The 21,611-nt window shown below is 43.9% G+C and carries 13 protein-coding genes; 5 read left to right on the forward strand and 8 right to left on the reverse strand.

What is annotated here, in order from left to right; genetic code table 11:
• Positions 1-30 precede the first annotated feature (30 nt).
• The 4 genes from BLT07_RS03865 to BLT07_RS03880 all read right to left on the reverse strand — a co-directional run bounded on the left by BLT07_RS03865 (position 31) and on the right by BLT07_RS03880 (position 7,427).
• Complete coding sequence (locus tag BLT07_RS03865) at positions 31-3,411, reverse strand: ThuA domain-containing protein (RefSeq protein ID WP_217633287.1); 3,381 nt, start codon at positions 3,409-3,411, stop codon at positions 31-33.
• A 310-nt stretch (positions 3,412-3,721) separates the two neighbouring features.
• A complete protein-coding gene (locus BLT07_RS03870) occupies positions 3,722-5,257 on the reverse strand; it encodes a sulfatase family protein (RefSeq protein WP_091865984.1) in 1,536 nt (511 codons plus the stop codon).
• Positions 5,258-5,592: 335 nt separating this feature from the next.
• Entirely contained in the window at positions 5,593-6,063 is a 471-nt protein-coding gene (locus BLT07_RS03875; protein ID WP_175455246.1) for a c-type cytochrome, read from the reverse strand.
• A 38-nt stretch (positions 6,064-6,101) separates the two neighbouring features.
• Positions 6,102-7,427 carry a PQQ-dependent sugar dehydrogenase gene (locus BLT07_RS03880; protein WP_175455247.1) on the reverse strand — a complete coding sequence of 442 codons (1,326 nt, stop codon included), beginning with the start codon at positions 7,425-7,427 and terminating at the stop codon, positions 6,102-6,104.
• A gap of 681 nt (positions 7,428-8,108) precedes the next feature.
• Between BLT07_RS03880 and BLT07_RS03885 the strand changes: the two genes are divergently transcribed.
• On the forward strand, positions 8,109-9,365 hold the full coding sequence (locus BLT07_RS03885) for a tyrosine-type recombinase/integrase (protein ID WP_091865988.1): 1,257 nt from the start codon (positions 8,109-8,111) through the stop codon (positions 9,363-9,365).
• Between the two features lie 286 nt (positions 9,366-9,651).
• Here the strand turns inward: BLT07_RS03885 and BLT07_RS03890 are convergent, their stop codons facing one another.
• Positions 9,652-10,239, reverse strand: a complete 588-nt coding sequence (locus BLT07_RS03890; RefSeq protein WP_091865989.1) for an RNA polymerase sigma factor — start codon at positions 10,237-10,239, stop codon at positions 9,652-9,654.
• A 121-nt stretch (positions 10,240-10,360) separates the two neighbouring features.
• Here BLT07_RS03890 and BLT07_RS03895 point away from each other — a divergent pair, with 121 nt between their 5' ends.
• The 4 genes from BLT07_RS03895 (at position 10,361) to BLT07_RS03910 (ending at position 17,324) form a co-directional block, all read left to right on the forward strand.
• The gene (locus BLT07_RS03895; protein ID WP_091865991.1) at positions 10,361-11,557 is read left to right on the forward strand and encodes a FecR family protein; all 1,197 of its coding nucleotides are present in this window, start codon (positions 10,361-10,363) and stop codon (positions 11,555-11,557) included.
• A gap of 241 nt (positions 11,558-11,798) precedes the next feature.
• A complete protein-coding gene (locus tag BLT07_RS03900; protein WP_175455248.1) occupies positions 11,799-15,068 on the forward strand; it encodes a TonB-dependent receptor in 3,270 nt (1,089 codons plus the stop codon).
• 18 nt (positions 15,069-15,086) lie between these two features.
• Positions 15,087-16,535 carry a RagB/SusD family nutrient uptake outer membrane protein gene (locus tag BLT07_RS03905; protein ID WP_091865994.1) on the forward strand — a complete coding sequence of 483 codons (1,449 nt, stop codon included), beginning with the start codon at positions 15,087-15,089 and terminating at the stop codon, positions 16,533-16,535.
• A gap of 69 nt (positions 16,536-16,604) precedes the next feature.
• Positions 16,605-17,324, forward strand: a complete 720-nt coding sequence (locus tag BLT07_RS03910) for a PepSY domain-containing protein (RefSeq protein ID WP_091865995.1) — start codon at positions 16,605-16,607, stop codon at positions 17,322-17,324.
• Between the two features lie 86 nt (positions 17,325-17,410).
• Here BLT07_RS03910 and hutG read toward each other — a convergent pair whose 3' ends face one another.
• Genes hutG through hutI form a run of 3 tightly spaced genes read right to left on the reverse strand, consistent with a single transcriptional unit; the run spans position 17,411 to position 21,611 of the window.
• Positions 17,411-18,355 (reverse strand): formimidoylglutamase, encoded by a 945-nt coding sequence (gene hutG, locus BLT07_RS03915; protein ID WP_091865997.1) that lies wholly within the window; start codon positions 18,353-18,355, stop codon positions 17,411-17,413.
• Entirely contained in the window at positions 18,355-20,355 is a 2,001-nt protein-coding gene (locus BLT07_RS03920; RefSeq protein ID WP_091865999.1) for a urocanate hydratase, read from the reverse strand. The genes hutG and BLT07_RS03920 overlap by 1 nt, the downstream gene beginning before the upstream one ends.
• Positions 20,352-21,611, reverse strand: a complete 1,260-nt coding sequence (gene hutI, locus BLT07_RS03925; protein WP_091866001.1) for an imidazolonepropionase — start codon at positions 21,609-21,611, stop codon at positions 20,352-20,354. The genes BLT07_RS03920 and hutI overlap by 4 nt, the downstream gene beginning before the upstream one ends.

The following is a 21,611-nucleotide window of genomic DNA, read 5'->3' on the forward strand; positions in this document are numbered from 1 at the left end:
GATGAATCGATGTTTAGACATGGAATGCTCTTACCGCAGATAATCAAAAGATATCCAATCGGCATGCCCCATATTGCGCAATTTATCCTTAGGATTTTTAAAAACGAGGTAAAGCCTGCCTTTTTCAATGGTAGGTTTTACGGGAATTTCATAATACATCGTTTTCTCCTTCCCATTATAATTTAAACGCTGTTGGCCAATGAGCGGCCCGTCAGGTGCGCCTTGCCGTATTTCCAACGTACCTTCGAACTGGTAATCGCCGTTATAGAATGTGGCATATTTCAAATGTTGCAGCCCTTTTAGTTTCAGGTTATCGAACCTTAAAAAGGAATTGTGCACCATGGCGCCGACCACTCTCGAATAGTTGGTGCTCCAAGTGTTGATGCCAGCACCGATCTCGTTTGCATTTTCGGCCTCTATTTTTTGGCTGTTAAATATAAATTGTTCGTTGGCCGTAAGCTCGGAGTCGGGCTGTTCGGGATTGCCTTTGTCCCGATAGGAAGCCATTAAAATATAAGTTCCCTCGCTCTTTGAGTCCAAATGCTTATCGAAGGTCAAGGTACCTTCCAAGGGTAGCGATTTCACCGCTTCCATTTTTCCGGGTTTGAGAGACAGAATGTAATCCACTATCCGTGTGACCTCCTCGACCTTGAGTTGGGGATGCGCCGACATGGCGCCTTCACCCCAGACACCACTTCCACCTTTGATAATCTTCGAGACCAAATAGCCGGTATCGTCTTTCCCATATTTTTTTGCGATCTCTAGATAACTTGGGCCGTTAACCTTTTCGTTACTGGCATGGCACGCCTTGCAATCGGAGGCATCGATGGCTTTTTTCCCTTCGGGAATTATATTCCTTTGGTGCCCTAAGGTCGCCTTTATAATATCCCTTCCTTCGGGAATGTAGTCGAAGGTCACTTTTACATTCTTGGGGTCTATGGTGCCATTCGTTGTTGCGCCGTCCTGTTTATCGCTGACTATAATTTTATAATCGATTTTTTTCCTGTCCCAATAGATCGAGTCGTTTTTAGCTACTTGTATGTTCAGGGTGGGCGGGTCGTTGCCGACCATTATTTTCGTATTGGCAGTTGCTGTATTTCCTTCAGAATCGGTAACCTTTAGACGCACATCATAAACTCCGTCCTTTTCAAAAACAAATTCCGGGTTTATTTCGGAGGATTGCACTGTACCATCTGTAAAGAACCATTGGTACGTCAGCGTATCGTTGTCATAATCTAAGGACTGGTCGCCGGAGAATTTTACGGTCAATGGTGCGGCACCTACCGTTTTGTCGTTCGTTATATGGGCCAAAGGTTTTCTATTGCCTGGCAAATAGGAAATACTGCTCAGGCGGGCATCCAAGTTTTGGGAATTCCATTTTTGTCCATATTCCAATACATACAAATTCCCATCGGAACCAAAGACCATATCCATGGGATGCGAAAATTCGGTGTCGGGCATAAAGGCATCCGCTTTTATATAATCTTGGTTATCGTTCAACGTAATCACATAGATCCAATCACGCATCCACTCGTATAGGAACAGTTTTCCTTCAAAATACCCGGGAAAGGGATTTTTGGCGTTGGGATGGTCCGAAGCGTGAAAAACGGGCCCGGCCATGGGATTGATTCCCCCATCTCCCATCCAAGGAAACTCTTCGGAGCGATAGTAGGTCATAGGTATCATCGAAGGTTGCGCTGGCGGCAGGTTTTTCAGTCCGGTATTGTTCGGTGAATCGTTGATCAGGCTTTGTGGGTCGAATTTTGACCCTGAAGAATCGGCAGCAAAATCAAAATCGTTATAAGGTTCGTTGAAACCCCGCGTGTAGGGCCAGCCCCAGAATCCCGCTTTTCGTGCCTGATCGTACTCGCCCATGCCGCTCGGTCCGCGTTCGGGATTCGACTTGCCCGCGTCGGGACCGATATCTCCCCAGTACAAATAACCGGTCTCACTGTCTATGGAATGCCGGAAAGGGTTACGATTGCCCATTACATAAATTTCCGGTCGTGCATTGGGGATGCCGGCGGGGAAAAGATTGCCTGTGGGAATGGAGTAGGTGCCATCGGCCTCGGGCTTTATCCGCAAGATCTTGCCCCGTAGGTCGTTCGTGTTTGCCGCCGACCGCTGGGCATCATACGCTCTTCTGCCCTCACGCTCGTCAATCGGTGCAAAACCCGATGACTCGAAAGGATTCGTATTATCGCCTACGGTAATAAAAAGGTTGCCGTCGGGACCGAATTCCAAAGCCCCTCCGCTATGGCAGCAATGGCGTTCGGTAGGTATCGTCAATAGGATTTTCTCCGAATCGAGATTCAATTTTTTATCGACCAGATCGAAGCGTGAAATATGCTGTTTCGATTCCTCACCGGATGCGGAATAAAAGAGATAGATCCAATGGTTTTCTTTGTAGTCCGGGTCAACGGCAATACCCAAGAGTCCGTCTTCGTTGCCGTAGAAAAGGTCGAGTTGGGACAGGACTTCCGTTTTTTCCGTTTTGAAATCGTACAGTTTTACTGCACCCCGGCGTTCTATCAACAAGATGCCCTCTCCCGGTAGTTCGTCAAGTTCCATCGGTTCGTTCAGGTTGAAATCCAGCACCTTTTTTACGAACCGGTCTTCTGGGGGAACGCGATCTGTTTTTGCCAAAGTGTAATCCAATCTGCCATCGCCCATGGCATATTGAATTCCCCCCAGCAGATGCGCTATAAAATCCGGATTTTCAAAAGTCTCGTCGGTATGTCCCATTTCGGTGTAGAAAGACCGACCGCCATCATATTCATGGTACCAAGAAATCGGATGTTCCTTGCCGTTCGTTCCACCTTCATAGCTGTTCTCGTCGATTTTTATGAGCACATTGATATCCGGATTTATATTTTTAAAGTTGTACCATTCATCACTTTTGGTCCAAATCGAATCCAAACCTACCGAAGAAAGATGGTCGGTATTTACGACCTGAAGATTTGCTTCCTGTACCTTGGGATGGCCGTCAAACACCGCACCGACCAATTTGTTGTACCAAGGCCAATCGTACTCGGTGTCCGTTGCTGCATGAACACCCACAAAGCCTCCTCCAGCTTGGATGTAACGTTCGAAGTCGGCCTGTTGTACATCGTTCAAGATATCTTGCGTCGTATTCAGGAAAACGATGGCGGAATAGTTTTCCAAAGAATCCTCGACAAAATAGTTCGTATCTTCGGTAGCGGTTACCTTGAACTTGTTTTTCGCGCCCAGTTTTTCGAAGGCCGCGATGCCGGCTTCTATGGAGCCATGCCTAAAACCCTCGGTTTTGCTAAAGACTAATACTTCTTTTTCTTTTTTTTCGCATGAAAGTATAGAGCTGACTAAAACAAAAACAAGAATGTATTCTGCAAACCTAGCGAACGAAAAATATTGAAGAGGACTAGTTTTCATCGATTTTTTTTGGGATGTACGTATGCATTCATCGAGGGCTATGGCATTGATTAGGAGGTGCCAATTTTTCTTAGAAATTGAATGGTCGGTCGTCATCGACCGACCATTCAAGACAAAACTAAATCAAAACTGACTCAAAAACTAACTCAACTCTTATTGCTCTTTTTTTGTTGAGCGTCAAAGCCACTTCCTTAGCGATTTGGCCACCTACATAAACGATTTGCGGGTTATTAACGGTATCCCAAACGGAATCGCGAACCATAGTGGTCGCACCACTATAATTGCTATATCCCTGTATGTGATATTCTATCTAGGCTTTGTTAAGGGTTTCGTTATATGTATCCCTCAAATCCAATGGATCGTCCTGTGTTTTTTGAAGCTCCATAAGGTCATCGAAAAGTGATCGAACCCTTTCCTTGTATTGCGGATCGTCGGCCAGATCGGTCATTTCGTTGGGGTCGTTTCTCATGTCGAACAACAGCACCTTTTTTATTTTCGGATAGACCAAAAGCTTGAACCCCTCCTTTCTGATCATGCGTTGAAAATCGATATAGGCACCATATATAGCCGGGTAATGGCTCTCTTGCAGTTCTCCCTCGATTATATCCATAAAACTATGGAACTGCACGTAATCGGGTTTGTCAACATCTGCCAGCTCAAGGCTGGTCGCCATGATGTCCTGTAAATATACATCCTGGTCCAATCGTTTTCCTTTTGGGATGCCGGGCCCCACGACCATCAAGGGTATGCGGATGCTGTGATCGAACAGGCTCTGTTTGCCGATCAGTCCGTGGTGACCGACCGATAGACCATGGTCCGCGGCGAAAAAGATATAGGTGTTGTCCATTTTACCTGTTGCTTCCAAAGAATCCAATATCGTACCGATTTGCTCGTCCATATGGCTTAAAAGCGCATAATATTCCCGACGGTGTACCTTGACCGCATATTCGGTCCGGGGAAAAGGGGCTAAGGCTTCGTCCCTAAGACCCGGGGAATCGCCGATATCATCTTTCCATGGATATTCGGGTAAGAAGTTTTCCGGAACCTTGATACTATCCAACGGGTACATGTCCAAAAACCGTTGTGGCGCCTGTCTTGGGTCATGGGTGGCGTTAAAGGCCAGATACATGAAGAACGGGTTGTCCTTTTTCTTTGCGGTTTCGATAAATGCCAGGGCATCGTCTCGCACCACCTCGCTCCAGTGTTTTCCACCTTCCCAAAAGCCACCTTGTAAGGTGTCGGTAGGGGACCATTCGATATCGTCCGGACCTGTTGGCCTACCGTAGCCCAGAGGCATATAGTCGTTCCAATCCTTCATGTCTCCCGATGCTGACTTCCATTTCTTTTGCGCCGCATCCAGTTCATCCCTTCTATCACCGGGCATTCCTGGTCTTATATGCTCTGCCTGTGAAAAAACCTCTTCAGCCGGTGCCAGCACATGCCATTTGCCGGTCATGTAAGTATCGTAGCCATTTTTTTCTAGCAATCTGGGCCAGGTCTGATTTAATGCCGTGGAATCCCCCTTTGCCCATAATGCGGTTTTTTTCTGGGCATTCCAGATATAGGACCCCGAAATGATCATCGCCCTTGAAGCTACGCAGATGGCACCGTTCCAACCGCCCATATTATATGCGTGGGTAAAGGAAGTGCCCGTATTCACCAATCGATCTAAATTTGGGGTATGGACTTCGTCAAAACCCAAGGCCGTGATAGTTTCGTAGGTCTGATCGTCGGCGAACAGGAACACGATATTGGGGGGATTGTTTTTACTTTTTTCCTGAGGGCCTTCTTTACAGTCCGCAAATAAGAATATCAAAATCAGCAATATGGTACTGTTGATTCTCATGGCTGTGTGATTTTATCAGTCTCAAAAATAGTTTAAAGTTAGCACTTTAGCGTATATCGCTTTGGCTTCGGAAATCACCTACTTTTGTCTTATGGGGGAACAAAAAGCATTGGGCCTACCGTTTCTCGGCTCATCGTATAACTAGGATACCTATAGATATTGAGTGTTGAAGGGAAGTAGTAATGCGCTGTCGAATACTCACCCTGCCGATTTGTAAGGCCGGTGGCACAATGAGGGAATACCGATACTACCGAAATGCTTGAAATAATATGGCGATGCTCGACGACATTCCCTGGTGCAAGACCCCCTTTGAACGGCGATAAAGCGCGGTAACCTTATTTCTGGTTTTCGCTCTTTGTTCGGAAAGTAGAAACCTCCCCAATTGTTACGGGAGTCGCGGAATTGCCAAAACTGTTCCGGATATAAGAAGCTACATGGGCCAGTTCAGTATCGTCTAGTTGCTTAAAGGAAGGCATGGCATTGGAATAGGTTTCACCTCGGATCTCCAGGCCTACGTTTGACCCATTGACAAGAATACCCAACAACCTGTTTTTGTCGCCTAACACATAATCCGTGTCCTTCAATGGGGGGTTGAGCCTGGATACTCCAGTACCATTGACCTGATGGCAGGAAAGGCAATATTGGGCGTAGACCTTTTGCCCTTCGGCCATATATTCCGGAACGTCGGCACTTTCGACCGGTGACGGCACCTCGCTCTCTTGCTCTGAAGCAGGTTTCGTGTGGGTGTCATTTTCTTTTTTCTTCTCGCCACAGCCGTAGATCGATCCAATTAGGAAAATGAACAAGGGAGCGATTTGGGCCGTCCTAAAATTCCGTGCTAAGATCATTGTTCGGCCTCATCGGTATAAACGATTCTGAACAGCGTCCCGCCTTGGTCATCCGAAACATACAGCGATCCATCGGGGCCTTGGGCTAAACCGGTAGGTCGGTGCTGTGCTTCATCAGGGGACATTATGGAATCGGTTCCGGCGAACCCGTCCGCGAATATCTCGTAATCGCCACTCGGCCTGCCATTCTCGAAGGGTACGAAAGCGACGTTATAGCCTTCCTGTTCTTCGGGGGCCCGGTTCCAACTTCCGTGAAACGCGATGAACGCACCGTTCCTGTATTTTTCGGGAAACATGTCGCCCGTATAGAACAACAGGGCATTGGGCGCCAAATGGCCTGGAAAGGCTACTATAGGATCTTGGATATCCTCCGCACCCAATTTTTTGCCATCGCCGCCATATTCGGGCGCCATTATTTTTTTATTCTGGTTCTGGTCGTAATAGATATAGGGCCAACCCGCATCGCTCCCTTCTTCAAGGCGGTACATGGTTTCCGCCGGAAGATTCGCCGAAGTCTCGATATCATAAATATCGGGGAAGAGCGTATGTAACTGATCGCGTCCGTGCTGCATCACGAACAAATGATTGTCTCGCTCGTTCCAGTCGAGCCCAACCACATTCCGTAATCCAGTTGCAAATCGTTTTCCCTCTCCGTAGGACTGCTTTATCGCATCCGTTCTAAACTGCCAGATGCCCCCGGCGGAATCTAAAATCGGGCAGGGTTTCATGCCCATCGATCCGAGCGCACGGTCCTCTTTTTGACAGGAGTTGGAATAGGCACCGATATTGACGTAGATATTGCCGCTATTGTCCAGTGCAATCGATTTTGAATTATGCTGCCTTCGGTCTATCAGACCGGTAATCAGTGTATCCACCGAGGCGGGATCGACCACTTTTCCATCGGCATCGACCTTATACCGAAACACTTCGCTATTGGAGGAGGCGTACAAGCCGCTTTTGTCAAGGAGAATACCGGTACCGCCATAATCGCCAAAGCCTTGTTTTACCTCCGCGGTCCCATTGCCATCATCATCCTCCAAATACAGGATGCCTTTTCCATCAACGGCATTTTCCAGTTTGACATAGATACCGCCTTGGGCGGTAACCGCAATATGTCGCGGCTTGCCCAAAGAATCGGCGACCTTCAATGCCCCGAAGCCGTCGGGAAGGGTCAGGCCCGCATTATCGGGACTTAGATCCAGGGCGGTTTCTTGCGTAGCATCGTTTTTTTGCTCTCCTCCACATCCTACAAGAAATACCAGGCCTAGGGCCCAAAGCAAATAGGTGGCCGTTTTTATCGATTTTTTAGCATATTCTTTCATAAATCTTTGAATTTAACGGGTGATGTGATTCTTCTTCAGCAAATCATCGTTGTTTTTTGTTATTGTATGTAAAAAATTACATTCGAGTACTATGCAATCACTAAAATTTTTGCCCTAATTACGTAAGACTATTGAATTAAGACTATTGAATAAGGTAGGGAATTAAAGAAAGAGCAAATATAGTTACTTAGTGATTAAGGGTTAGCAATTTTAAGTTTCTATGATTATCGCCTAAAGAATTCAGCATAGCAAGGCGCCAAATAGTTGCGCCTGTGAAATTTCCTAGTCCATCCAGATTTACAAAGTTAAGTAAATTATCAAATTCAAGTTCCAATCCTTATATCTGAATGAAACGAAAAAACGAACTATCTTGAATTGATTGTTACATAGGGTAAACTTCAAACATAAATACGTGTCATCTACGTGGAAATAAAAAAGACCTTAAAGAAATAAATCTTTAAAGTCTTGACTTTCAAGTGATGGCACTAGGATTCGAACCTAGGACCGCCTGCTTAGAAGGCGAAAAATTCTAAGCTATCTAAAAACAGCAACGAATACAATCAATTGATAACGTGTAATTTAATAGAATTTGAATTCAATTGATACCGTTTGATACCAAAAAAAAGTGTGCGTAAAGTGTGCGTAATTTTAGCTACATTTATGTTATAAATATAGTTAAAAATGGCACGAGCAAGATTAATTTTAGACACAAGAAAAAAGTCAAAAAGTGTTAATGAGAGATTGTTTCCAATCGCAGTTAGAGTGTTTCATAAGAAGCCGAGAATGATTCGTCTTTCTTATAGTACTTCAAAAGTTGGATGGGATGCTAAAAATATGATGCTTAAAAAATCAGCTTTCGCAAACAAAGATGTTGATTGTGATAAAGTCAACTCTGCAATTTATGAAAAGCTACACTCTGCTAAGTCTATCATTAACAAACTTGGAGATACTTTGAGTTCTATATCGGCTGACACGTTAGTTGAGAACATCAAGAAGTCTTGGGACGATAAACTGGATTCAAAGGTCAAAAAAGACCTTTCCAACGAAATTACCCTTGCTGAATGGGGACAGGTTCTAATCGACCGGAAGTTGAAGTCGAATAAACCAGCAACAGCCAAATGGTATAAAGATTCAATAGCGGCTTTTACACAATTTAATGACGATAAATCGGTAAAGCTTCATCAGATTTCGGTTTCTTTTCTAAAGGATTTCGAAATGGAGCATGTGTCTAGAGGCAATTCTAAAAATGGAATAAGTTCATACGTCAGGGCTATCCGAGCAATTTATAATAGTGCTTTAAAAGAGGATAGATTTTTACCGATAAAAAATCCTTTTCTACACTATAAAATTCCATCTACGGCGAGAACAAAGAAAAAAGCATTGTCCAAGGAAAAGATTGTCGCTATCAGAAATTTGCGATATAATGAAAATACTAATCTTTGGCATACCAAAAACTATCTGCTAAGTATGTTTAATTGTAGGGGAATGAATCTAATTGACCTTGCTAAGTTAAAAGTTAAGAGTATTAATGGTAGCAGGATTTTTTATGGTCGTAGTAAGACTGGCGACCCTCTTTCAATTCGCATTACGGACGAATTGGCCGTTATTCTAGATTATTACATTGATGGTAAAGATGAGAATGATTTTATTTTCCCCATCGGTTATGACGGTTCAGTAGAAACTTTCACGAAATATAGGTCGGATAGAAGATTGGTCAATAAGCTGCTTAAACGTATTGCAGAAGATGCCGGAATTGACGAAAAAATCACATCTTACTATATTCGTCATTCTTGGGCTACCATCGCCAAGAATATGGGCATATCCACGGAAATAATTAGCGAGGGTTTAGGACACCATTCGTTGAAGACTACTGAAATCTATCTGAAAAGCTTCGATAATTCTGTGCTTGATGATGCAAATGAGTTGATTGTAGGTTAAATGTACGTCGCAACATTTTGGCTATCTTACTTTACCATTTTGCAACATAGTTGCAAACAATTCTTGTTATCTTTTGCAACGCGAAATTCATAGCAATCATCAGGCGAAATATTATGCCAAGTATGGAAATGCAACCAGCAGTTAATAATTTATTTATAAATCTAAAGATATATTTTGTTACAACCCGGTGATTTATGTTTTACTTGGCCCTTGGTGAAGGCCGCCCTTCCGTTGAGTCTAATGTGGGCTGTTCCTTTATCCGTTAGTAATTTCGATTCGCTTAAAACTAACTCCGTAACCGCTTACTTCCGAACAAAACAAACATAAACGTTCCATACTCCTCGCCCAGTCTCTTTCGTAGCACCCTGAAAGATTTGGTCAGATGCGCCTCTACGGTCTTGATCGAAACCTTCAAATACTCCGAAATCTCTACATTGGTAAGCCCCTCTTTTCTGCTAAGCAATAATACTTCCCGACATTTTGGCGGCAAGTCTTCGATTTCATGGTTAACCCTGACCATGGCTTTTTCCCAAGAGGTTTCGCTATGTGATTGCAGCACCTTGTCCAAGGCCTCGAAATATTTCTGTTCCAAGACCATGGTCGAGCGGTTTTTATTATACTGGTTGATAAACTCGTTGTAAACGGATTTGAACAAAAAATTCTGTAGAGAGGTAGCAATGTGCAGTTTTTTACGCTTTTCCCATATGCGTAAAAATACGTTTTGAAGGATATCTTGCGCAAAGGTATGGTCGTTCGTTAGTGTCAGCGCATAACCGAACATCCTGCGGTCGTATAGGTCAACCAGTTCAATGAACGCCTTTTCTTCCTCATTTTTCAACCGTTCTATCAATTTCGTCGTTGCACCTTTATCCATAAAGTAACTATCATTTGTACCATAAATATATAAGGAAATAGGAAAATGTGAAAAAAAAGTCAATAAAAAGTTAGGGTATTGTGAACTAGCTTTGTCTTAACTATAAAGACCAAGCCGATATATGATTGCTGCCGAAACGGAAAACCGAATTATAAAATACCTTTTTAACGAGGCATCCGCAGAAGATTTGGATGAATTGTCCAATTGGATTTCTGTCGAGGGCAACGAGCGGATTTTTGAGGAATTTGTCCGGTCGCATTACGAAACCACCACTGCTATGAACGAACCGGATACCGATAAAATTAAGGAAGTCCTGAAGCGGAGAATGAAGAAAGATAAAAACGTCTTCCGTCGTCGAAAAGTCCGTTCGCTGATGAAATATGCAGCTGTTGGGCTAGTGTTTTTGACGATGGGGTATTTTTTCAATGAAAACCGATCGAAAGGCGATACTTCGAGCAAACTCGTTCCCATAGAAGAAGCCATCACAATTACCTTGGACAACGGAACCATTGAAACTTTAGATCCCACGGCGAACCGAAAGGTCAAGGATGACCATGGAGGCATAATCGGGAACCAAGAAAAATCGCAACTTACCTATCAGGTACCGGGGGCTGCTTTTGATGGAGATACCATTCCCCAAAAATTAGTTTACAACACCTTAAAAGTACCCTACGGGAAACGCTTCGATGTAGTACTGTCCGATTGCTCCCATGTTTTTTTGAACTCAGGTACCTCTTTACGGTATCCAGTGCAATTTTTAAAGGGACTTGATAGAACCGTTTTTTTGACCGGGGAAGCTTATTTCGATGTGACGAAAGACAAAAAACATCCTTTTACGGTACATGCCGACGAACTAAGCATTAAAGTGTTGGGCACCAAGTTCAACGTATCCCATTATCCCGAAGACACAAATATCAATACCGTTTTGGTCGAGGGGTCCGTCGAACTCTATAAAAAGGCGGAGGACAAGGAAAGTGGGGATGGTACTCTACTAAAGCCAGGCTTTAAGGCCGAATGGCGAAAAGTGGGGTACGACATTACCATCGAAAATGTAGATACGCAAATTTATACGGCCTGGATTCAAGGCAAACTCGTTTTTCGTAATACCCCCTTCCGAAAGATTCGACAGGCATTGGAGCGAAGATACAACGTCACCATAAAGAACAGGAATAAAGACCTGGACGACCAGTCGTTCGATGCCACCTTCGATATCGAGACTATCGAAGAGGTGTTGGAGTCTTTCAATAAAAGCTATGCGATCAGGTACAAAATAGAGAATAATGAAGTGATTATTAGTAACCTAAACCGGAATCTATGAAATTAAACCATTAACCTAAAGACCTTTGCAATTACTACCTGTAATTTGAATACTGAAACCAATTTAAGAACGCTAGATTATGAAAAAACTCTTTTATATTGAGGACACTAAACCGTACAAACTAAAAGTAAGTCTGAAAATGAAACTCACGGTATTTCTCACGATAGTTTCCCTCTTCCAAATTCATGCGAATACCTATTCGCAGAGCAAAAGAATATCCTTGGATATGCCGAACGCTACGGTGGCCGAGATTATCCAAGAGATAGAATCCCATTCCGATTTCAAGTTTTTATTGAATAGGAAGGATGTCGATTTGAATAGGGAGATTTCCATAAATGTCGAGAAGCAAAAAATTACAACGGTTCTTGCGGAACTGTTCTCGGAAACAAATGTGGAATGGCAGGTTATGAAGAAGCAGATTATCTTAAAAAAGAAATCGGGCAAAGTGGATTCTTCCGAGAATTCGACAGGCGATACGAAGAACGAGGCCAACCTCCAGTTTCAAGTGTCGGGTACGGTAACCAATGTCGATGACAGACCGTTGCCCGGGGCCAGTATTCTGGAAAAAGGGACGACCAATGGCGTACAGACCGATTTTGACGGTAATTTTTCCATAACGCTATCCGACCAGAATGCAACGCTGGTAATTTCATATATTGGATTTGCCTCAAAAGAAGTGGCACTCGATGGGCGGAAAAGCCTTTCCATTACCCTTGCCGAAAGCGCCGAAGGCCTGGATGAAGTGGTGGTGGTAGCCTATGGAACATCTGATAAACGTAGTTTTACCGGGGCGGCGGAAACCGTGAATTCTGAAGCACTTACACGCGGTTCTACAGCTAGTTTTGAAACTGCACTTCAGGGAAAGGTTTCCGGAATTAATATTTCTACCTCGGGGCAGCCGGGAGGCAAGTCTAACGTTCAAATAAGGGGTATTGGTTCTATTAGTGGTAATACCCAGCCTTTATACGTATTGGATGGGGTAGTAATCAATACCAATTCAAACTTAAGAGCCGGCGACGATTTGGTGGGAAGTACTGGATATAACCCATTGTCAACTATCAACTCTGAAGATATTAAAAGCATTACCGTTTTAAAAGATGCTGCAGCATCATCCCTTTACGGTTCCAGAGCCGCTAATGGTGTTATTATAATTACTACTAAAGATGGAAAGAAGGGTGAAACAGAAATCACTCTGGGAGTTGAAACGGGTTGGAGCGACAACCTTACCGAGGAAAAACTTATCAATAATGAACAATTCAAAGGTCTTTGGATCGAAGGTCAAACAAACCAGTACATCCAAAATAATGAAAACGCTGAATTTACGAGAGTCTATGGTGATAATACGCTCTACAATACCTATGAAAATCAGGCAGTAAATGATTATGAAGGTATATACGGAACAACCAATGCCAATTCAGATTGGCTTGATGCCATTTATCAGAACGGTTTAGTTCAAAAATATAATCTATCAGCAAGGGGAGGGAGTGATAAGACTTCTTTTTATGTTTCTGGTGATTACCTCGATCAGGCAGGTACGATTATAGAAACTGGGCTGAAACGATACTCAGGCAGAGTGAATCTTGAAAACCAGGCCAAAGATTGGGTTAAATTGGGGATAAATCTTTCGTTGGCAAAGACTGAAAGAAATGCTGCTAACTTTGATGGTACTTACGCAGGAGGGCTAAATCCATTATATATGGCCCGTGTTCTTCCACCGGCAGCACCGATAAATGATTCGGAAGGCTTTGGAGGTTTTGCCAATCTTCCCAATGACATTGAAAAAAATGCCAACCCAATAGGGGTATTGAAAGTGGGTAAATATGAAAATACTGAATTTAGGGTAAGAGGAAATGCTTATACTGAATTCCAAATTTTGGACCCTCTAACTTTTAAGACCACTTTTGGTATTGATCAGCAAGCAATTGATGAGACATTGTATGACAACAAAGTGTTTGGTGCAGGTGGCGGAATTTGGAACGGTGTTCTCAACCGTGTGAAGAGCGAGGTTTTTCAGTATACCGTTACAAATTTATTAAACTACAATGACAACTTCGGAAATCATGGTATCGAAGTTTTATTAGGGCAGGAATCACAAGTTTCAAAAATGAACTCAATAAATGTGTATGGATATGATATCTTGGATAGTGAACTACTATCATCAAGTAGTATTGGTACCCTTTGGAGCCATACAGGATATGCAGAGAATTATTCACTTCTTTCTTATTTTTCTCAGGCTTCCTACAATTTTGGACAAAAATACTATTTATCCACAAGCTTAAGACAAGACGGTTCTTCAAGGTTTGGAAAAGATTCTCGCTGGGGAACATTTTGGTCTATTTCGGGAGCATGGGTAGCGTCCGAAGAAGATTTTTTGAATATTGACGGATTAGATTATATGAAATTTAGGGGGAGCTATGGAACCAATGGTAATTTACCACCTCAATATTATGCTGCTTTGGCGTTTTTTGCGACAGATGAAAAGGGGTACGGTGGAGAATCCGGTTTGTCTTATGGGCAAATTCAAAATCCTGATCTTTCCTGGGAATTAAGTAAAAACTTTAATGTTGGGGTAGATATCAATCTATTCAATAAATTAAATCTAACAGCCAATTATTTTAATAAAAAGACTGAAGACCTATTGCTAAATGTACCTGTTTCACTTACCACAGGATTTATGACCCAGTTGCAAAACTTCGGGGAAATGACCAATAAAGGTTGGGAGTTTGAAATTGGGTATGATCTTGTTTCGACCGAAGATTTTTACTGGAGGACTAGCGCTAACCTGACCGTTCTTGATAACAAGATTACCAAGCTAAAAAATGATATTATTCCTACATATAGTTCAAGATACGGTCAGGATCCTTTGATTATTAAAGAAGGGGAAAGTATTTATTCGTTTTACTTAAGGGATTACGCCGGTGTAGATCCGTCAAATGGGTATGCGCAATATTACGTTTTGAATAATGGAGAAAGAACTGGTGAGCTAACAACAGATGCTCAGGAAGCTGGATACGGAATTTTTGGGGATGCTTTACAGGATTTTCAGGGAGGTTTATTCAACCAACTAAATTATAAAGATTTTACAATTGATTTCCAATTTACTTTCGGTCTGGGAGGTAAGGTATATGATCGCACCGCATTTCAACGCGATGACGACGGATTTGCTCCGCAGTATACCAATACAGTTGCTCAACTTGATCCATGGAATCCGAATAATACAAATGCCACAGTACCGATCAGGATTAACGGTAACCCAACTTTTTCAAATGATGTTTCTACAAGACATTTATACAATTCGGATTACCTGAAATTGAAAAACGTCAAATTGAGCTATAATCTTCCGATTTTATCAAAAATTATTAAAGGCGGGTCGATCTACATACAGGGAAACAATCTATTTCTAGTGACCGAACTGGACGGTTATGATCCTGAATCCGTTGTCGATGGGGTGAATTTCTTCCAAGTACCAACATCGAGGACTATTCTGTTAGGGCTTCAATTACAATTTTAGAACTTAAAAAGCATTAAAATGAAAACATTTATAAAAAGCATTCTGATCTCAGGATTAATTGTTCTTCAGGGTTGCAGCAAGGATTTGCTCGAGCAAAGACCGGATCACGTTATCTCGGAGAACTTGGTACTTAATTCGGTAGAGAAACTTGATAAGTTATTGACCGGCACTTACAATGAAATATCCCGAAATACTTATCTAGGGAGAATTTTATACAAAAGGGCGGCTGTGAAGGGTACTGATTTTAGATTTGTAGAAACTACGTATAATCCAAGGGATTATGAATTGATTGCCTATAAGTATGAAGAAAGTAGCAATAATAATGGTAGCTGTGAGGACTTATGGATTCAATCCTTTAAAGCTATAAATAACTTGGACCTGATTATTAATAATATAGAAGCTGCTGAAGGTAACGCTGCAGAAAAGCAGAAGATTTTGGGAGAGGCTTTAGGTCTAAGAGGGATGATTTATTTTGATTTGGCTAGAACTTTCACTTATCCATGGTTAAAAGCTGGAGCAGCTTCACAGGGTTTACCTCTTAAACTTTCTTCCGAAGAAATTGTTACGGAGAGAAGTAGTCTAGGGGTAACTTATGATCAGATTATACTTGATATGCAAAGCTCTCTTGATATGTTAGAGGAAAACAGCTGGGACCAGGGAAGCACCCAGTATCTAACCAAAACCGGAGTTAAGGCCTTATTAGCTCGAGTATATCTTTATAAAGAAGATTGGGAGAATGCACTTAAGTATGCCAAAGAGGTAATTTCTGCCAGAGGGGTGGAGAATCTGATGGGCGTGGATTCTTACGGTTTTGAGGATTATAATTCTGAATCTCTTTTTGAATTAAGTATTACAACCCAGAATTCTCTTGGGAGTAACGGACTGGGAGCTCAGTTCGATTTCAAAAATGGAGGACAAGGAGATATAATAGCTACTCAAACTTTCGTAGAATTATTGGGTGCCTATGAAGGTGATCCTAGAGCCGCATTGCTTGAGGAGGATAAGGAAGGTACCAATGCTGCATTCATAAAATACGTTAACCGCAGTGATGGTGGTGGATTAAGTGCCCACAACATTCCCGTAATACGACTATCCGAAATGTATTTAATAGCCTCGGAAGCAGCTGCGAACGGTGCTGGTGGAGGTGACTCCGAGGCAACGAATTACCTGAATATCCTTATTGGAAAAAGAACTACAAATTTCTTGGCCAATCAGGCAATAGAAACCGGCGAGGCACTAAAAGAAAGAATTGCGGAAGAGAGAAGAAGGGAGCTTGCTTTAGAAGGGCACGGGGTCTACGACTATATTCGGAGGGGCAAAGATATTAATCGCCCAGTTGATGAACATGTGAATACTGGAGTAAATGTATCTAATTTGGATGTTCAGGCTACAGATAACAGGACTATTTGTCCAATCCCTGCCAGTGAAATACAAGCTTCAGGAATGGAACAAACGGAAGGTTACTAAAAACTAAAAACATAAATGGGAATTTGATCATTGAATTCAATGATCAAATTCCCTCTTTATTAAAGAAATATGGTAAAAAGAAAAACAGCCTTGAAAATAAGGCAGGCACATAGGTACCTTGGCCTATTCATAGGGGTACAATTTATTATGTGGACCGTAAGTGGTCTGTACTTCAGTTGGACGGATATAGATGAAATACACGGGGATCAATTTCGTAAAACCGGAACGGTTCAAGCTGATTTTTCTAATCTAGGAAGTCCTTCTGAATTTAATGCTAGTACGAAGATCCATTCTATGGAACTCAAAGATATTGCCGGTGAGCCTTATTATTGGATCAATCAAAGTACCCTGCAGCACGCAAAAACAGGTATTATTAAAAAAGATCTTTCCGAGGCTGAAGCAGTCGCTGTAGCCAATCAAAATATGATAGATGGTTTGGATGTTAGTGGGATTGAGAGAATAACTTCCACAGGAAATCATCATGAATACCGAAGTGGACCCCTGCCGGCATACGTGATTTCTTACAAAACTCCTGAAAATTTACGAGCATATGTGTCAGTTGCTGATGGGACATTCAGAACTTTAAGACATCGAGATTGGCGTTGGTTCGATTTTCTTTGGATGACCCATACAATGGATTACGAAGGAAGGGACGATTTCAACAACTTAATATTAAGAGCTTTTTCCCTTCTTGGTCTGATAACCGTTCTTAGTGGCTTCTTATTGTGGTATACTTCTTCTCCAACATTACGAAAATTAACGAAAAAGAAGAAAAAAGTAAGCAACTAAATTTTAATTAGGGAAAAGTAATTCAATGTCGTTCAGTTAAATATTTTCATAGCTTATTACAAGCCGCGATATATAATTTTGTAGGCCTATGCTTTTAAGTCGTCCATCAATTGATAGATCAAACTTGAGGCGAGACGGGACGTGGCGTTGTCGCGATCATAATGTGGATTGAGTTCCACAACATCCGCGCTGACTAACTTTTGGGATTGTGCTAAAAATGCGATGGTTTTCATGGCTACATCGGCCTGAAAGCCCATTGGGGAAGGCGCACTGACCCCGGGTGCAAAGGCAGAGCTGAAACCATCCAGATCTATACTTAGGTAGATCAGATCCACCCTAGCCATAAACTCTAATAGGCTTTTCTGAATCCTCGCCCAGTGGGCCAAAGTAAACTCCGTATTGCTCAAATGGGTCACCTTGAGCTTTTTCGCGGTTCGGAAAAGTTCGCAGTTGTTGCCCGCTTTTTGAATTCCAAGACAGCAATAATGGAAATCCGTTTCGTCTTGGGCAATTTCCCAAAATGGAGTTCCCGAAGTTCCCCGTGAGCTTACTTCTCGCAAATCAAAATGCGCATCCAAGTTGATAATCCCTATTGATTTTTCTGGAAAGGCCCTACGGATTCCCTTAAAATGGGCATAAGCCAAGTCGTGCCCGCCACCCAAGACTATGGAAAAATAGCCCTTTTTAATCAGCGCGCTTACGGCGGTCGTCGTTTCGCTCTGCTGGGTTTCCAAATCATCTCCTTTACAGACCAAGTCACCAAAGTCATTGATCTTAAAACTGGAATCCCAATGATTGCTCAGTCCGCCCATCACTTTTCGAATCGCATCCGGACCTTCCATGGCACCTGCACGACCCTGATTCCTTTTGATACCGGCATCGCAACAATAGCCCAAGAGTGCCACTTCATTTCCTTCCGCTTTGCGAAAATTCTTCAAAGAGGCCAGTTCCACTTTTTCGTGCAGGTACAATTGTGCTTGGGACACCCTTCCCAGCCACATCTCCTGATTCGGTGCTTGATAGTTTTTCATTAATCCAAAATATTTAATATATCGTCATCCACCAAGTGAGGGACGGTGACCTTTAAGTTTGGGGTGCGCCGCATTTCCCGTTCTATAGCAAACCGCGCCTCTTTGTTCCGTGCCCAGCTACGTCTTGCAATCCCGTTGTTAACATCAAAAAACAACATATTTTTGATTTTATCGTCCACTTTCTTCGAGCCATCAAGGAACATCCCAAAGCCACCGTTGATGACCTCGCCCCAGCCTACGCCGCCCCCATTGTGTATGGATACCCAGGTCGCACCCCTGAAGCTGTCGCCGATTACGTTGTGCATCGCCATATCTGCGGTAAAACGGCTTCCATCGTAGATATTACTGGTCTCTCGGTAGGGCGAGTCGGTACCGCCCACATCGTGGTGATCGCGTCCCAAGACGATCGGGGCTTTTATTTTTCCTGTTTTTATGGCATCATTGAAGGCCAAAGCGATTTTCTGGCGCCCCTCTGCATCGGCATAGAGGATACGGGCCTGGGAACCCACGACCAATTTATTTTTTTCCGCTTCGGCGATCCAGGTGATGTTGTCCTGAAGCTGTTGCTCGATTTCTGGTGGGGCTTCTTTTTTGATGGCCTCCAAAACTTCTTTCGCCATCGCATCGGTAGTTTTTAAATCTTTAGGATCCCCAGAAGTACAGACCCAGCGAAAGGGGCCGAAGCCATAATCAAAGCACAAAGGCCCCAAAATATCCTGCACATAGGAAGGATACCTGAAATCGGTCCCGTTGTCTGCCATAACCCCGGCTCTGGCGCGAGATGCTTCCAAAAGAAAGGCGTTTCCATAATCAAAAAAATAGGTGCCTTTTGAGGTATGTTTTTTTATGGCTGCTACGTGTCTTTTCAGCGAATTGCGGACGTGTTTTTTAAAGGCTTTTGGATCCTCCGTCATCAAGCTGTTCGCTTCCGCGAAATTCAGTCCTACGGGATAGTAGCCGCCCGCCCAGGGATTGTGTAGCGAAGTCTGGTCCGAACCCAACTGGATATGGATGTCTTCGGTGTCAAACCGCTCCCAGACTTCGACCACGTTGCCCATATAGGCAAGGGATACCACTTCGCCGTTCCGTTGTGCCTTTCGCGCGCGCGCGACCAAAGTGTCCATGTCATCGATTAGTTCATCTACCCAGCCCTGTTCGTAGCGTTTGCGTGCCGCATCGGGGTTGACCTCCGCGCAAATGGTAATGCAGCCGGCGATAGTTCCCGCTTTGGGTTGTGCGCCGCTCATACCGCCAAGGCCGGAGGTAAGAAAAATATGTCCCGCAGGTGTCTCCTCTGGTTTTAGTGTTTTTCTGAAAGCATTCATTACCGTAATGGTGGTACCATGCACGATACCCTGTGGACCAATATACATAAAAGAGCCGGCGGTCATCTGGCCATACTGGGTAACGCCAAGCGCATTAAAGCGTTCCCAGTCGTCCGGTCTGGAATAATTGGGAATCATCATCCCGTTTGTTACGACCATGCGCGGGGCATCAGGCGAGGACGGGAACAGCCCCATAGGATGACCGGAATAGATATGTAGGGTCTGCAGCTGGGTCATCTGGGCCAGATACTGCATGGTGACCAGGTACTGTGCCCAATTCTGGAAAACCGCCCCGTTGCCGCCATAGGTGATAAGTTCGTTCGGATGCTGCGCCACTTGAGGATTCAGGTTATTCTGTATCATGAGCATGATGCCCGCCGCCTGGACGCATTGTGCGGGATAGTCATCGATGGGCCTGGCGTATAGTTTATAATCCGGTTTAAAACGGTACATATAGATACGGCCATATTCCTGTAGTTCCCGATAAAATTCTGGCGCCAAGGTTTTGTGCCACGTCTCGGGAAAATAGCGCAGGGCGTTGCGTACCGCCAGTTTTTTCTCCTCGGGGGTCAAAATGTCCTTTCGCCGTGGAGCACGGTCGTCCTTGGCATCGTAGGCTTTTTTTGGAGGCAGCTCTGATGGAATGCCCTGTAAAATCTGTTCCTGAAAAATCATGAAGTTACTGTTTTAAAAACCTGTTTTCCATTTTTGAAAACCTGATCGGGCTTTAACTGCCCCTGGTGGTACAAAATATTGGCATAAGAATCTGTTTTGAACAATACCAGATCTGCCGGATTTCCTTTTTCCAAAGCTACCGAATGTCCCAAATTCAGGGCTTTTGCGGCCCGTATAGTGATACCGGCGAGAATCTCGGCGTTGCTCAGTTTTTCAAAAGTCCCCAGAATGGCCGCTTGTGCGAGCAGGTCGCCCATGGGCGCAGATCCTGGGTTCCAGTCACTGGCAATGGCGAGAATGGCACCTTGATCGAGCAGTCTTCGGGCGGGGGCAAAGGCACAGCCCAACCCCAAAGTCGCACCGGGAAGGACTGTAGCTACGGTATCGGATTGCGCAAGAAGTTTGATCTCCTCCGCTGTACTGGCCTCCAAATGATCTGCGCTCACGGCACCAAAATCAACGGCGGCACGGCTCCCGCCCGTCGTGAACTGGTCGGCGTGCACGGTAATATCAAAGCCCAGTTCCTTCGCCTTTTTAAAATAGGGCCGAATGTTCTCGGGTGTAAAAGAGCTTTGTTCAATAAAGGCATCCACGCGTTTTGCCAGATGTTCTTCCTGTATTTGGGGCATTAGTTCCTCGATGATCTCCTTAATATATCCTGTAGTATTTCCCTTGAATTCTTTTGGGACCGTGTGCGCCGCCAGACAAGTGGGAATCAACGTGGCCGCAGTTTTTTCCTGAGCCTGCTGGATCGCTCGGAGCATTTTGAGCTCTTCCGTTGGGCTCAAACCGTAGCCGCTCTTGACCTCGATGGTGGTGATACCGCGGGAAATCAATAGGTCCGCGCGCTTCACAATCCCAGCGACCAGATCGGCTTCGGTCGCCTTTCGCGTATGCGTGACAGTGTCCCAGATACCACCACCGGCCTTAGCGATATCGAGATAGCTTTTTCCGGCGTTTCGCATGGCGTAATCATGGGCTCGTGATCCTGCAAAGCAGATATGGGTATGGCTGTCCAAAAACCCCGGCAGTGCGCAATACTTCCCATTTATGACATACATTTCAGCACCCAATTTTTCTGCTTCGGGAAGAAGTTTTTCGTGTTTATCTATACGGTCAATTTTCCCGTTTTTAATCAGAATACCTTGGTCGGTAAGGCGTTTCAGGTCTGAATCCGCTAAAGCCCCGCGTTCCGGAAGTCCGGTCATAGGAAGTACTTCGTGAATGGGACCAATATAATTATAGATATCTTTCAT

It is taken from the genome of Pricia antarctica (genome assembly GCF_900101815.1).
GTDB classification, from domain to species: Bacteria; Bacteroidota; Bacteroidia; order Flavobacteriales; family Flavobacteriaceae; genus Pricia; species Pricia antarctica.